15 protein-coding genes and 1 tRNA gene are annotated in these 12,563 nt (G+C 69.2%); 6 read left to right on the forward strand and 10 right to left on the reverse strand.

Annotated features, from left to right (window positions below):
* Window position 1: 1 nt before the first annotated feature.
* Both KEG38_RS44785 and fni read right to left on the reverse strand, forming a co-directional pair.
* A complete protein-coding gene (locus KEG38_RS44785) occupies window positions 2-856 on the reverse strand; it encodes a GAF domain-containing protein (protein ID WP_272426693.1) in 855 nt (284 codons plus the stop codon).
* A gap of 84 nt (window positions 857-940) precedes the next feature.
* The gene (gene fni / locus KEG38_RS44790; RefSeq protein ID WP_272426692.1) at window positions 941-2,038 is read right to left on the reverse strand and encodes a type 2 isopentenyl-diphosphate Delta-isomerase; all 1,098 of its coding nucleotides are present in this window, start codon (window positions 2,036-2,038) and stop codon (window positions 941-943) included.
* 102 nt (window positions 2,039-2,140) lie between these two features.
* Between fni and KEG38_RS44795 the strand changes: the two genes are divergently transcribed.
* Both KEG38_RS44795 and argH read left to right on the forward strand, forming a co-directional pair.
* Window positions 2,141-3,103, forward strand: coding sequence for a hypothetical protein (locus KEG38_RS44795; protein WP_272426691.1), 963 nt, complete (start codon window positions 2,141-2,143; stop codon window positions 3,101-3,103).
* Window positions 3,100-4,452, forward strand: coding sequence for an argininosuccinate lyase (gene argH / locus KEG38_RS44800; RefSeq protein WP_272426690.1), 1,353 nt, complete (start codon window positions 3,100-3,102; stop codon window positions 4,450-4,452). The genes KEG38_RS44795 and argH overlap by 4 nt, the downstream gene beginning before the upstream one ends.
* On the opposite strand, the gene rpiA is transcribed toward argH, so the two are convergent.
* From rpiA to KEG38_RS44835, 7 genes are all read right to left on the reverse strand, one after another.
* Complete coding sequence (rpiA, locus tag KEG38_RS44805; protein ID WP_272426689.1) at window positions 4,436-5,128, reverse strand: ribose-5-phosphate isomerase RpiA; 693 nt, start codon at window positions 5,126-5,128, stop codon at window positions 4,436-4,438. The genes argH and rpiA overlap by 17 nt on opposite strands.
* Complete coding sequence (locus KEG38_RS44810; protein ID WP_272426688.1) at window positions 5,125-5,799, reverse strand: phospholipase D family protein; 675 nt, start codon at window positions 5,797-5,799, stop codon at window positions 5,125-5,127. Before KEG38_RS44810 ends, rpiA begins: the two co-directional genes overlap by 4 nt.
* Window positions 5,796-6,221 (reverse strand): acyl-CoA thioesterase, encoded by a 426-nt coding sequence (locus KEG38_RS44815; RefSeq protein WP_272426687.1) that lies wholly within the window; start codon window positions 6,219-6,221, stop codon window positions 5,796-5,798. The genes KEG38_RS44810 and KEG38_RS44815 overlap by 4 nt, the downstream gene beginning before the upstream one ends.
* 4 nt (window positions 6,222-6,225) lie before the next feature.
* Window positions 6,226-6,801, reverse strand: coding sequence for a DUF3501 family protein (locus KEG38_RS44820; protein ID WP_272426686.1), 576 nt, complete (start codon window positions 6,799-6,801; stop codon window positions 6,226-6,228).
* Between the two features lie 20 nt (window positions 6,802-6,821).
* Window positions 6,822-8,201: a heterodisulfide reductase-related iron-sulfur binding cluster gene (locus KEG38_RS44825; RefSeq protein WP_272426685.1), complete on the reverse strand. Its 1,380-nt coding sequence runs from the start codon at window positions 8,199-8,201 to the stop codon at window positions 6,822-6,824.
* A gap of 114 nt (window positions 8,202-8,315) precedes the next feature.
* On the reverse strand, window positions 8,316-8,738 hold the full coding sequence (locus tag KEG38_RS44830; protein WP_272426684.1) for a rubrerythrin family protein: 423 nt from the start codon (window positions 8,736-8,738) through the stop codon (window positions 8,316-8,318).
* A 54-nt stretch (window positions 8,739-8,792) separates the two neighbouring features.
* Window positions 8,793-9,293 carry a Fur family transcriptional regulator gene (locus KEG38_RS44835; RefSeq protein WP_272426683.1) on the reverse strand — a complete coding sequence of 167 codons (501 nt, stop codon included), beginning with the start codon at window positions 9,291-9,293 and terminating at the stop codon, window positions 8,793-8,795.
* A 346-nt stretch (window positions 9,294-9,639) separates the two neighbouring features.
* On the opposite strand from KEG38_RS44835, the gene rpsU reads away from it, so the two are divergent.
* The 3 genes from rpsU to KEG38_RS44850 all read left to right on the forward strand — a co-directional run bounded on the left by rpsU (window position 9,640) and on the right by KEG38_RS44850 (window position 11,241).
* Window positions 9,640-9,864, forward strand: coding sequence for a 30S ribosomal protein S21 (rpsU, locus tag KEG38_RS44840; protein WP_136928365.1), 225 nt, complete (start codon window positions 9,640-9,642; stop codon window positions 9,862-9,864).
* 116 nt (window positions 9,865-9,980) lie between these two features.
* Entirely contained in the window at window positions 9,981-11,048 is a 1,068-nt protein-coding gene (locus tag KEG38_RS44845) for a glycosyltransferase family 4 protein (RefSeq protein WP_272426682.1), read from the forward strand.
* Window positions 11,049-11,166: 118 nt separating this feature from the next.
* Window positions 11,167-11,241: transfer RNA gene (locus tag KEG38_RS44850), tRNA-Pro, on the forward strand.
* Between the two features lie 161 nt (window positions 11,242-11,402).
* Here the strand turns inward: KEG38_RS44850 and KEG38_RS44855 are convergent.
* Window positions 11,403-11,885, reverse strand: a complete 483-nt coding sequence (locus tag KEG38_RS44855; protein WP_272426681.1) for a hypothetical protein — start codon at window positions 11,883-11,885, stop codon at window positions 11,403-11,405.
* A gap of 155 nt (window positions 11,886-12,040) precedes the next feature.
* Between KEG38_RS44855 and msrC the strand changes: the two genes are divergently transcribed.
* Window positions 12,041-12,529 (forward strand): free L-methionine (R)-S-oxide reductase MsrC, encoded by a 489-nt coding sequence (msrC, locus tag KEG38_RS44860; protein WP_272426680.1) that lies wholly within the window; start codon window positions 12,041-12,043, stop codon window positions 12,527-12,529.
* Window positions 12,530-12,563 lie beyond the last annotated feature (34 nt).

A 12,563-nucleotide genomic window follows, 5' to 3' on the forward strand; every position in this document is an offset into this window, starting at 1 on the left:
ATCAGTCCTCCAGGTCGAGGAACGCCTGTACGGAAGGCACCTTGCGACCTGCATCGGTAAACAGCCGCGCGCTGACGAGCGCGAGGGCGGCCTGCGCGCCCAGGAGCCGGAACAGCTCACCGTCCTGGTCGTCGAAGGCCGTCTTTTGGGAAAGCGTCCCGAAGATGGCGATGACGCCGATGGGCTGGCCATCGATGAGCAGCGGTACCACCGCCGCGGGGCGCTCGACCGTGCCCTTCGAGACGTCGTTTTCGGCGTCGTAGTACAGCTTGCCGGTGGAATAAGCACGCCCGATCGGGCCGTCGTCCACCGGTAGGGTCGCGATGTCGGCGAAGCTCTGGCCCTCGGTCGCCACCGCCACGAGCTCCTTCTTGTCGTCCGAGGCGATGTAGACACCGAACCGAGCCGCGCCGAGCAGCTGCGCCAGGAGCTCCTTGATGTTGCGGAGCACGTGGCGAACGTTCGTCGAGGAGTGGAGCTGCGAGGTCGCGACGTAGAGGTTCGCGAGGCTCGCGAGCTCGGACTCCACTTCCTGATGGCGCGAGGTGTAGCGATCGCTCACCGCCTCCATCGCCACCGAGCGCTGGAGCAGCGCGTTCTTCTCGCTCTCGAGCGCCTCGATCTTCCGCACCAGATCCCGGATCGCCGTGTCGCTGGCGATGTGCGAGCGGAGCCTCCCGTTCTCGCTCTCGAGCTCCGAGAGGCGCTCGCGGAGACGTTCGTTCTCCTTCAGGACCTCTTCGGTCAGCTGAGCGCCTTTGCGGAAGAACTGCTGGATGAACAAATCCCGCTCCCTTTTCAGGTCTTCCGGAGGCTGTTCGCTGGGCGCTTTGGATCGCCCTTCGTTGTCGCTCATCGTCTCCCTGGGATCTCCAGCGACCCGGACGGTAGCACGCCCGGCTCGCCGGCAGGAAGGCCCCTTAAGATGGCCGGGCCAAGCTCATTTCTTCCGGCCGCCGGCCGCGAGGGCCGCCCAACGCTCGAGATCCGGGGAAAGAAGGGTCGGCACTCGCCGAAGGGCCCGTACGTCCCGTGCGCCCACCAAAAGCATGACGGCGCGAAGCTCGGACTCCACCTGGTCGAGGAAGGCGAGCGCACCATCCCGGCCACCCGAAAGAAGCGCTTGCAGAACGGGACGAGCAATCCCAGCCGCATGCGCGCCGAGGGCGATCGCCTTCGCCACGTCGACGCCGTTCGTGACGCCGCCGGTCGCGATGATGCTCTTGAACCGCGGCCGCATCTCGCGCGTCACCAGCACCGAAGCCGCCGTCGGCACGCCCCAGTCACGCAGCATCACGCCGAGCGATCGCTCCTGTCCCGCGGCGCGCGCCGTCTCCACCGCGACCCAGCTCGTGCCGCCCGCGCCCGACACGTCCACGTGCCGCACGCCCGCCTTCGCGAGCTTCTTCGCGGCGCGCGGCCCAATCCCGCAGCCCGTCTCCTTCGCGACGACCGGCACGGCAAGCTCCGCGACGAGCCGCTCGAGGGCCCCGACCACGCCCTCGAAATCACGATCCCCGCCCGGCTGCACGATCTCCTGCGCCGGGTTCAGGTGCACGCAGAGCGCGTCGGCGCCGACGGCCTCGACGAGCTCCATGACCTTCGCGGTCTCGAGGCTCTTGGCCTGCACGCCGCCGATGTTGCCGAGCACGAGCGTCGTCGGCGCCACGTCCCGCACCATGTACGTCTCGCGCGGCTCGCCCTTCAGGATCGCGCGCTGGCTGCCGAGGCCGAAGCCGTAGCCGCGCTCCTCCGCGATCCGCGCGAGCTCCCGGTTGATGCCCCGCGCGCGCTCGGTGCCGCCCGTCATCGCCGCGATCACGAGCGGCACGCGGAGCTTCTTGCCGAGCAGCTCGATCGACGTGTCGATGTCGTCGATCACGAGCTCGGGCAGCGCGTCGTGCACGAGCTCGACGCCCTCGAACAGCGTCGTCTTCGCGCGGAACCCCACGTCGCCCGTGGCGCAGAGGTCGATGTGGTCGGCCTTGCGCGTGGAGATCGGCGAGGCCTGAGCCGGGAGTGTATGCAGTTCGGTCATTCGATCCGTCCGCCCCCTCCATGAGGCTTGGCGGTCCACGAATCAAGGGAAAGAATCCCCGACACTTTCGACGCGACGCCGCCCACGCACTAGACTGATCGCATGGATCTACCCGCCGAACCGAGAGTCCGCTGGATCCTCCATCGCGCCGCGGCCCTGCTCGAGCAAGGCACCGAGCCCGTGCGCGGCCTCGTGCTCCCCACCGCCGACTATTTTCCCGATCCCTTCGATGGATCGCCGAACGCGGTGGCGAAGCTCCTCGAGCGCGTGCAAGCGCTCGCGGGCCTCTCGGATCTCACGGTCGAGCTCACGCTGATCACGCCCGAAGGCGAGACGATGAGCACGGGCTGCGGCAGCGGCGCCTGTGGCCCCGGCGGCAAGATCGAAGCGCGCCTCGATCGCGTAGGTCGTCGCCCCGATGGCTCGTACGTCGTCGCGGTGGGCACGGGCGAGGTGCGTGATCCCGTGGTCCTCACGACGGCCCTCGTCCGCTCCGTGGCCTGCATGTTCATGACCGAGGCCGACGCGTACGACGGGCTCTCCACGGCCGAGCGCGAGCCCGTCACGGATCTCGCGGGTGTGCTGCTCGGCTTCGGCGTCCTGCTCGCGAACGGCTCGCACGTCGTGGTGAAGGGCTGCGGCGGCGCGAAGGTCCACTCCGCGACGCGCCTCACCACGAACGAGCTCACGCTCGCGCTCGCCATGTTCTGCAAGCTCTTCGGCACGGATGGCCGGGTCGCCACGCGGCACCTCGATCCCGTCCCGCGCGAGCGCTTCGCGGAGTCCGAGACCTGGGCTCGCGCGAACGCGGCCGTCGTGCGCAGGCTGCGCGAGGATCCGGACGGGATCCGGAGCGACGCGTTCGTCCTCGATCAAGCCGAGGGATGGATGTCGCGCCTCTTCAGCTTCGGCCGCAGCAAGCGCGCGCCCACGGCCGAGGAGACACTCTCCGAGCTCGAACGATCGATGCGCGCTTCGGCGCCGAAAAAGACTGTCGATCCCGAACGCGCCAAGAAGCTCGCCGAGCTCCGCGCGCTCGTGGACGAGACCCTGGAAGGACAATGAGCGGACGACTCTGGGACAAGGGCGGCGCCACCGACGCCGCCATGCTCCGTTACACCTCCCGCGACGACTGGAAGCTCGATCAGCGCCTACTCGCCTACGACCTCGTGGCCACGCGCGCGCACGTACGCGGGCTCCGTCGCATCGGCGTGCTCTCGGAGGGCGAGCTCGACGCCATGGAGCGCGCGCTCGCCGAGCTCGTCCGCAAGAACGACGCCGGCGAGCTCGTGCTCACCGAGGCCGACGAGGACGGCCACACCGCGATCGAAGCCGCGCTCGTCTCGATGCTCGGCGACACCGGCAAGAAGGTGCACACGGGCCGCAGCCGCAACGATCAGGTCCTCGTCGCGATGCGCCTCTACGAGCGCGACGCGATGGACGAGCTCGAAGCGCTCGTCGTCGCCGCGGCCTCGGCCCTCGTCGCGCTCGCGCGTCGCGAGGAGAAAACACCGCTCCCCGGCTACACGCACCTCCAGCGCGCCGTGCCGAGCTCGGTGGGCCTCTGGGCTGGCTCCTTCGCCGAAGGCCTCCTCGACGCGGTCACCATCGTCCGCGCCGCGCGCGCGCTCACCGATCGCTCCCCGCTCGGCGCCGCCGCCGGCTACGGCGTGAACCTCCCGCTCGATCGCGAGGGCGTCGCGCGCGAGCTCGGTTTTTCCGACGTTGCCTGGAATCCGCTCGGCTCGCAGACCTCGCGTGGCATCGTCGAGGCCACCCTCCTCGCTGCCGCGTGGCAGGTCATGGCGATCGTCCGCAGGCTCGCGTGGGACCTCTCCCTCTTCACGACGAGCGAGTTCGGCTTCGTGCGCCTCCCCGACGCGTTCACCACGGGCTCGTCGATCATGCCGCAGAAGCGCAACCCCGACGTCGTCGAGCTCATGCGCGCGGCCTGCTCGATCGTTCAGGGCGCGCTCGTCGAGGTCCAGACCCTCGTCGCGCTCCCGTCCGGATATCACCGCGATCTACAGCTCACGAAATCGCCCGTCCTGCGTGGCCTCGACGAGACGCTCGCCACGGTCCGCCTCCTCCCGCGCCTCGTCGAGGGCCTTCGTTTTGACCACGAACGAATGCTCGCGGCGATCACGCCCGAGTGCTTCGCCACCGACCGAGCCGTCGAGCTCGCCGCCTCCGGCGTCCCTTTCCGCGAGGCCTATCGCCGCGTCGCCGACGAAATCAAAGGGCTCGCCCAGGGCGACGCGCCGGCGAGCCTCGCCGCGCGTGTCTCCCCAGGCGCCCCGGGCGATCTGCGCCTCGATCTCCTCGAAGCGCGCCTCGGGTCGTTCCACGCTCGGGGGCTACGCTCGGACGAGCCGAGCTACGCCCCCGAACCCCCGCTCACCGCATCTCGGTAACCGCGTCCGCGCCGCCCACCAGCACCACGTCCGCCAAGTCGACGAACAGGCCCGTATCGACGACGCCCGGGATACGCCGCACCTCGGCGTGCATCCGATCCGGGTCGTCGAGCGGCTCGAAGCGCGTGTCGAGAATCCAGTTCATGTTGTCGGTCACGAAGGGAAAACCGTCCGCCTTCTTGCGCACGACAGGCTCACCACCGAGGTTTTTCAGGTGCCGCGACGCCGTGGCCACCGCGAACGGCACCACCTCGATCGGGATCGCCGTCCTCGATCCGAGCTTGTTCACGAGCTTCTCCGGCGTCACCAGGATCACGAGCCGCTCGGCCTCGTACGCGACCACGCGCTCACGCAGGAGCGCGCCGCCGAGGCCCTTCGTGAGCGCGAGCTCCGGCGTCACCTCGTCTGCGCCGTCGAACGCCACGTCGATCCCGTGGATCTCTTCGAACCCGACGCACTCGATCTGAAGCCTCTTCGCGAGTTCCTCCGAGCGCTTCGAGGTCGGCACGCCTCGCACGCGGAGCCCTCGGCGCACCCGCTCGCCGAGGCGCTCGATGAACGCCTCCGCCGCGCGCCCCGTGCCGAGGCCGAGCGTCATGCCATCCGCCACGTGCGTGAGCGCTGCCTGCGCCACTCGATCGAGCGCGGCCGGATCCGGACCCTGAGACATCGTCATGCCCCGCCCTTGCTCGATCGCGGCCCCCGCGGCAACCGCGAACGACCTTTTCCCGCGGCCTTCTTCGCCGGCGCCTTTGCGCTCGGCGTAGCAAAACCCCCCGATCCATCGAGCGGCGCCGGGCAAACGTCGCGCACCCTGCAGCCTTTGCACTCTCTCCCAGACCAGATCCGATCGAACGCCTCCTGCATCTCGTCGAGCAGCACGTCGTCGTCCGTCAGGATCCCCGCCTCGAAATTGCGCCGCCCCTCGCCTTTCGCGCCGAGCCCCGCGCCCGTCAGGTTCGCCGATCCGAGGTACAGCGCCGCGCCGTCGACCGCGATCATCTTGAGGTGCACGCGCGGACAGCGTCGCATCGCGAGCCCACCTGCGAAGAGCTCCTCGTGCCGCGCGAGCTCCTCGCGAAACGCGCGTGACGGCACGCCCGCGTGAAGCAGCCTGAGCTCCACCCCGCTCTGCGCGAGGCCCCGCAAGACATCCAGCAACGACACGTATCGTCCCCGCGCGCGCGCCCGCGATCCCACGGGCGCCTCCACGCGCAGCTCCTTCACGTTCGCCGTCGCGATCCACACGCTCACGCGCGCCGACGCGAGCACGCGCTGCACGAGCACGTCGTAATGCGCGCGGTCCCGGAGCAAGCGCAGCTCGACGCGCCGGCCGCCCAGGCTCAAGGCGACGTGGCCTCGACTGAGAGGTGCGTTGCGAGGATCGACCGCACGTCGTCCGGCATCGGGCACGACGCCATCACGTCGAGGTTCGTCGTGACGATCGTGTGCTCCACCATCGCCACGAGCACGGAGCCCTCGTCACGCAGCATCCGGTACCGCAGCGTCGCGCTTCGGTTCCCGAGGTGTGCCGTGCTCGTCTCGATCCGCAGCACCTCGCCGTACCGCGCCGGCGCGCTGAACGACATGTTCACCTTCACCGCGGGCAAACCTACGCGCCGCTTCACGATGAGGTGCGGATATCCCCCGTCGAGCCCCCCGAAGAAGTGCTCCATCGCCTCGTGGGCGAAGCCGAGGTAGTGCCCGAAGAAGACGATGCCTGCGGCGTCGACCTCCTCGAACTTGATCGGCCTCACGAAGGCGATCATGGCTTCAAGCGAGATCCTCGGCGAGCTTCGTGATCGACGCGGGCCCGAGCTCGGTCCGCACCATGTACCGCGGATGATCCACGCGCACCGCGACCTTCGCCGTCTTCGCGCGGATCGCCGCGACCGCGTCCTCGGAGAGCTTCACCTTGAAGTAGTGCACCGCCGTCGTCCGGTCCGGCATCACGCCCTTCGGATCACTCTTCGCGGGCGCGCGCACGCCGTCGATCTCCACGCTCACGCAGCCTTCGAGGCCCCGGAGCTCGATCAGCATGCGGTCGCGGACCACGGCGTCCGGGATCTCCACGAACAAGGTCAGGCTCAGCTCGCCCGGGGCCGGGATCAGATCGTTGTACGTATCGAGCTCGTGCTTGATCCCGCTCTCGCTCGTGATGCGCTCGGTGCGCAGCATCTCCTGGATCTGCAAGAGCACCGAGTCCCGGTTCTCGAACACCCCCGACATCTGCTCGCCGAGCTTCACCCGCCGCGGCCGCTTCTCCTCGATGACGCGCGCCCGGAACCTCGCCCGGATCTGCTCGTAGTCGCCGAGGGGCAGGATCTCGCTCCGATCGATCGGTCGCATCGCTCTCTTCTCCTCCAGGATCAGGCTCGTTTGGCCTTCGTCGTGGGTTCGGCGCCCTCGGCCGGCAAGAGCCCGTAGGCACGCGCGAGCGCCTCGATCGGGTGGAGAACGTGCTTGCCCGTCTCCTTCACCACGCGCAGCCCTGCCAGCGTGCAGTCACTCACGACCATGTCCGGCTCCGTGTCCGACACGCCGCGCACGAGCTTCTGCGCGTAGCGGCGCCCCGTCTCGTAGTTCGCCGCCTTCATGCCCCACGTCCCGTCGACGGCCGAGCACTGCTCGATCACGCGCACGTCCGTGTCGGGCACGACGCCGAGCACGCGCGCGCCGGGAAAACCGACCTTCTGCGCGCGCAGGTGGCAGGCCGCGTGATAGGCGACCTTGCCGAGCTTCTCCGGGAACTCGCGCACGAGCTTCTTCTCGCGGCCGAGCTTCACCAAGAACTCCATGAGGTCGATCGTCGCCGCCGCGACCTCCTTCGCCTCGGGCGTCGGCAAGTACTCCGCCCACTCCTTCTTCATCGTGTAGCCGCACGTCGGCCCCGGCACGACGATCGATCGGCCCGCGCGCACGTGCGGCAGCAGCAGCTCCACGTTGTGCCGGATCTTCTCGGTCGCGGCCTTCACGTCGCCGCCGTCGAGGTTCGGCATCCCGCAGCACGTCAGCATCGCGCCGCGATCTTCCCCCGCGCCGGGGTAGCGCACGCGCACGCCGTTGTGCTCGAGCACGCGCACCGTCGCGTGCGCCACGTTCGGCACGTTGTACTCGCCGTAGCAGGTCGCGAAGAGCACGACCTCGCCGTTCTTCCCCGCGTTCTCGGCCGGCTCGTGATCCGCGAACCACTCGCCGAACGTCACCTTTGCCATCGGCGGCAGCGGGAACTCCGCCGAGATCCCCGTCACCTTCTCCTGCACCTTGCGCACGAGGCTCGACGCGAGGACGAAGTTCGAGATCGGCGCCATCACGCCCCCGCCCACGGCGCCGATCGCCTGCGGCTCGCCGAGGATCTTGTCGACGAACGTGATCCCGTCGCGCGCGGCGCGGTTCGCTCGTTCGCGGGCCATGAGCCGCGGGAAGTCGAGCATCTCCGACGAGCTCTCGTCAGGCGTGTACGGGCACTTGATATAACAGAGCTTGCACTGCCAGCAGGCGTCGCTGACGGCCTTGATGTCCGCGTCGTCGATGAGCTCTGCGCCCTCGGCGCGGCCCGACTCGATCGCCTTGTCGACCCGGTTGAACAGCTCCGGGAACGAGCCGCAGTAGTTCACGCACATGCGGCACTCGTGGCAGATCTGGAACGCGCGGCGCAGCTCCGCCTCGAGATCGCGCGCGTCGTAGTAGCGCGGATCGTGCGGGCTCGTCGCCGGCGGGGCCTTGGGCTTGCGGGGGATGACGCTCACGGCTTGCTCTCGTCTCCGGTTCGTCCGGGCAAAGGGAAGGGCCGCCAAAGGCGCGGCAGGCGCGCGGGAGAGCGAGCGGTTGCCGCTCGCCCGCGCGCCCCGCGGCGCACTCGATCAGAAGTCGAGCGTATCGAGGGCCTTCGCGAAGCGGCCCGCGTGCGACTTCTCGGCCCTCGCGAGCGTCTCGAACCACTCGGCGATGTCGTCGAAGCCCTCCTCGCGGGCCGTCTTCGCCATGCCCGGGTACATCGTCTCGTACTCGTGCGTCTCGCCGGCGACGGCGGCCTTGAGGTTCTTCTCCGTGTTGCCGATCGGCAGGCCCGTGGCGGGATCGCCGGCCGCCTTCAGGTAGTCGAGGTGGCCGTGCGCGTGGCCCGTCTCGCCGTCGGCCGTGTCCTTGAAGAGGCCCGCGATCTCGGGGCGCCCTTCCACGTCCGCGACCTTGGCGAAGTAGAGATAGCGGCGGTTCGCCTGCGACTCGCCGGCAAACGCGTCCTTCAGGTTCTGGTGGGTCTTGCTTCCTGCGAGGTTCGCCATGGGATCTCGTCTCCTTCGTACTTCGGAACGATGGGGAGGAACTGCGTGGTGAAACTATCGTGGTTTGCCCGCGCGCGTACGGGCAAACGTGGGTTCGTCCGCGGCGCAGGCCTCGCACAGCCCGCGGTAGATGCGCTCCACGGCGCGCAGGGAGAACCCGGGCGCGGCCGCGTTCACGCAGGGCGCGAGCTCCGTGATCGGCTCGCCGTTCGCGCACGAGGGCACGTCGCGCACGAGCCCGCAGCGATCACACACCGCGTGGTTGTGCGGCGTCATGTTCGCGTCGAAGCGCGCTGCGCCCGGTGACAGGCTCAAGGACACGCAGAGCCCTGCCGCGGCGAGCGCGTCGAGCGTGTTGTATACGGTCGCGAAGCTCATCGTCGGCATCGCGGGGCGAAGCCGCTCGAAGAGCTCCTGGGCCGTCGGGTGCGTCGGGTCGCCCGCGAGCTCGCGCGCGATGGCCAGCCGTTGCGGCGTCAGCTTGAGGCCGGAGGCCCGGACGCGCGCCAGCATCTCGGCGAAACGTGCTTCGGCCTCGGGGCACGCGTTCGGCACGTCCGCTGGATACTTAGAAACTTTCTCAGCTGCAAGGCCTCCTGAGTTGAGGAAAATCCCTACACTTACCGGCGTCAGCGACCCCCCTAGGGGCGGCAGGGGGCAGAAGAAATCGTGGACAACCTCACGAGTTTTGCCTGGCGCACGATCTACGGGCCTCTCGAACACGCGTGGACGGCCTTGCCAGACAAAAAACCGACTGACATACTGTCGCCCCCTCGCGAACCGGGTTCACGTACACGTGTGCCTGTGCGCTGCGGGGAAACCGGAAAACGAGGACGACAACGCCCCGCGCGGCCCGGGGGAACAGGGCCCGCACGACGGAAACGAGAGGACGCGTTCAGAGATGCCTACCGACGCCATTCAGTGCAAACCGCTCGAGGTCGCCGTGGGCGACAAGGGAATCGAGCGCGCGATCAAGCACCTCAAGCGGAAGATGGCCGCGGAGGGCATCCTTCGTGAGCTCAAGAGGCGCCGGCACTACATGAAGCCCTCGGTCAAGCGCCGCAAGAAGGCGTCCGAGGCTGCCCGCCGCCGCCGCAAGCGGTCCAAGATGGACGTGATGCAATAGCCCGGCGGCGCGTCCGCGCGCCTCCTGGTAACCCGGCGCGCCTCCGCGCGCCTCGGGCCATCGACGATGACGCCGGCCGCTCCGAGGAGTCCGGCGTTTCGTCGTTTTGTTCGACCTTGAAGCATCTCGTCGTCACCACCTCCTATCCCGCGAGCGACGCCGATCCCTCGGGGCACTTCGTCCGCGCCGAGGCACGCGCGCTCGCACGGCAAGGCCACGAGGTGCACGTCGTCGCGCCCGGCGGCTCGCCGTTCGACGAACCCACGCGGGATCCCACGACGCCCTCGCTCCACGTGCATCCGGCAGGCGGAGGCGCGCTCTTCGGATGGCCTGGCGCGCTCGATCGCGCCCGCCGCGAGCCCACGCGCTTGCTTCACGCGCTCCCCTTCGCCATCGCCGCGCGCGCGCGTGCCTCTGCGATCGGCCCCGTCGATCGCGCCATCGCGCACTGGATCGTCCCCTCGGCTGTGCCGATCCTCCTCGGTCTTCCCGCGCCGATCGAGGTCGTCGGCCACGGCGCCGACGTGCGCCTCCTCTGCGCGATGCCCGCCGCCGCGCGCATCCTCATCCTGCGCTCGCTCCTCGATCGCGACGCCTCCTTCCGCTTCGCCGCGGCGTCCTCTCTCGACGCCCTCTCGCGCGCCTTGCCCACACCGCTTGCTGCGCGCCTCGAACGCGCCTCCCGCGTCGAGCCCGTCCTCCTCGATCTGCCCGACGTCACGACGCGCGCGTGCATGCTCCGCGCCTCGCTCGTTCCACCTCCGTCCGCGGACAAACTCGTCGTCGCCGCGGGCCGCCTCGTCCCTTCGAAGCGCGTCGACCTCGCGATCGAGGCTGCGACCTCCGCGTCGATGTCGATCGTCGTCGTTGGAGACGGTCCTCTGCGGGGCGAGCTCGAAGCTCTCGCGCGTGCGCATCATGCCGACGCGCGGTTCGTCGGCCTCGTGCCGCGGGACGAAGCTCTTGCGTGGATCGCCGCGGCCGACGTGCTCCTGCATGCCTCCGCGGCAGAGGCTGCGCCCACCGTCGTGCGTGAGGCGCGCGCGCTCGGCGTGCCCGTCGTCGCGTGCGCCGCCGGAGACGTCGCCGTGTGGGCTCGCCACGACCCTGGCCTCGTCGTCGCCGTGCCCGACGTCCGGGCCCTTTCGGCCGCGCTCCGGGCTGCCGCGACTGCGCGTTCGTAGGGCGCCCCCCCGAATTTGGGACGGACGTACAAAAGCGACGAACGTGGCTCTTGCAATCCTCGACAGTTCGACTAGGGTGCCGCCTCGCGATGCGGGGCACACACCACGCAGAGCGGCTCGGGGCGTAGCGCAGCCTGGTTAGCGCACTTGACTGGGGGTCAAGGGGTCGGTGGTTCAAATCCACTCGCCCCGACAAGGTCCGGAGGATGAACGTCCTCCGGACCTTTCGGTTTTTTGTGCTTCGGAATGAACGAGACGCGGACGAAGGCCGTTCGCGCCTCGGCGCGTCGTGCCTTCAGGATCCGTCTGTCTGGGGGATGGGAAGAAACGCGCGGCCGCTCGTGCCGCGCAGGCTCACTTGAAGCCGATGCGGAAGTTGACCGGGCCGCAATCGGGCGCGTCCTCCATTGACAGCGTCACCTCGTGCCGGCCGGGGTCGCCCGTCACCGTCAGGCTGCCGCCCGTGCTGCGGTCGCCCTTGTCGCCAATGCCGATCGGCAGGTCGAGGGCCGCGCCCGCGCCGTTCCAGTTCAGGCGCAGCGTCGCCGTCGTCTGCTGATCGACGGGGCTCAGGTTCTCGCCCTTGAACTCGATGACCAGACGCTCGGCGTTGGCGATGTCCGAGCGGAACGTCGCCTTGGCGCCGCAGTTCATGCGGAAGCGGTGCGTATCTCCGCGCTTGATCGACAGCGCCGCGGAGGGCGGAGGCTGAAACGCGTCGCCCTTCTTCGGCGGCGGAATCTTCACGACGATGCAGCCCGTAGACGCCGCGGCGAGGAGACCGAGCGTCGCGATACGCGCGGCCCCGGAAAGAATCGCGGAAACCTTCTTCGACATGACAAGCGCCTCCATCGAGCCCGCCGTCCCCCTCCGCGCCCGTGCGGGTACGGATCGGCGGCTACCATTTCGCGTATAAACGACGCCGGGTGGAAGATCCACTCTTTCACGCTCTCCGTGGCGCCCCTCGCGCTTCGTAGTATCGTCTGCGTCCCATGGCCGAATCCACCCCCGATCTCCGCGACTTGCCCAAAGACCGCGCCTACGACGAATTGGACCGCACGCTCGAAGCCGTCCTCGCGGGCCTCTCGGATCCCATCGCGGCCATGGCCACGATGAGCGCACTCCTGCATCACGGCTTCGGCCATCTCTGGACCGGTTTCTACCGCGTCGTCGCCCCCGACCTCCTCCGCGTCGGTCCTTATCAAGGCACGCTCGGCTGCCTCGAAATCCCCTTCGGAAAGGGCGTCTGCGGCGCCGCGGCAAAGGAGCGTCGAACGGTCGTCGTCCCCGATGTCCACGCCTTCCCCGGCCACATCACGTGCGACGCCCGTTCCCGCTCCGAAATCGTCGTCCCCGTCCTCGATGCCTCGGGCGCGCTCCTCGCCGTGCTCGACATCGACTCCGACCGCCCCGCCGCCTTCGACGACGAGGACCGGCGCCGCCTCGAAGCCATCGTCGCCTGGTTCGCCCGCACGGCCTGAAGGCGCATCTTCCCTCTTCGCAGCCCTTCCCTTA

The sequence above is a fragment of the Polyangium jinanense genome, from assembly GCF_028435265.1.
Lineage (GTDB): Bacteria > Myxococcota_A > Polyangia > Polyangiales > Polyangiaceae > Polyangium > Polyangium jinanense.

Coding starts and splice junctions, on each gene's coding strand:
- fni (WP_272426692.1), bottom strand. CDS start 2,038: ATGACCGAACTGCATACACTCCCGGCTCAGGCCTCGCCGATCTCCACG.
- KEG38_RS44795 (WP_272426691.1), top strand. CDS start 2,141: ATGGATCTACCCGCCGAACCGAGAGTCCGCTGGATCCTCCATCGCGCC.
- rpsU (WP_136928365.1), top strand. CDS start 9,640: ATGCCTACCGACGCCATTCAGTGCAAACCGCTCGAGGTCGCCGTGGGC.
- KEG38_RS44830 (WP_272426684.1), bottom strand. CDS start 8,738: ATGGCGAACCTCGCAGGAAGCAAGACCCACCAGAACCTGAAGGACGCG.
- argH (WP_272426690.1), top strand. CDS start 3,100: ATGAGCGGACGACTCTGGGACAAGGGCGGCGCCACCGACGCCGCCATG.
- rpiA (WP_272426689.1), bottom strand. CDS start 5,128: ATGACGATGTCTCAGGGTCCGGATCCGGCCGCGCTCGATCGAGTGGCG.
- KEG38_RS44815 (WP_272426687.1), bottom strand. CDS start 6,221: ATGATCGCCTTCGTGAGGCCGATCAAGTTCGAGGAGGTCGACGCCGCA.
- KEG38_RS44855 (WP_272426681.1), bottom strand. CDS start 11,885: ATGTCGAAGAAGGTTTCCGCGATTCTTTCCGGGGCCGCGCGTATCGCG.
- KEG38_RS44820 (WP_272426686.1), bottom strand. CDS start 6,801: ATGCGACCGATCGATCGGAGCGAGATCCTGCCCCTCGGCGACTACGAG.
- msrC (WP_272426680.1), top strand. CDS start 12,041: ATGGCCGAATCCACCCCCGATCTCCGCGACTTGCCCAAAGACCGCGCC.
- KEG38_RS44785 (WP_272426693.1), bottom strand. CDS start 856: ATGAGCGACAACGAAGGGCGATCCAAAGCGCCCAGCGAACAGCCTCCG.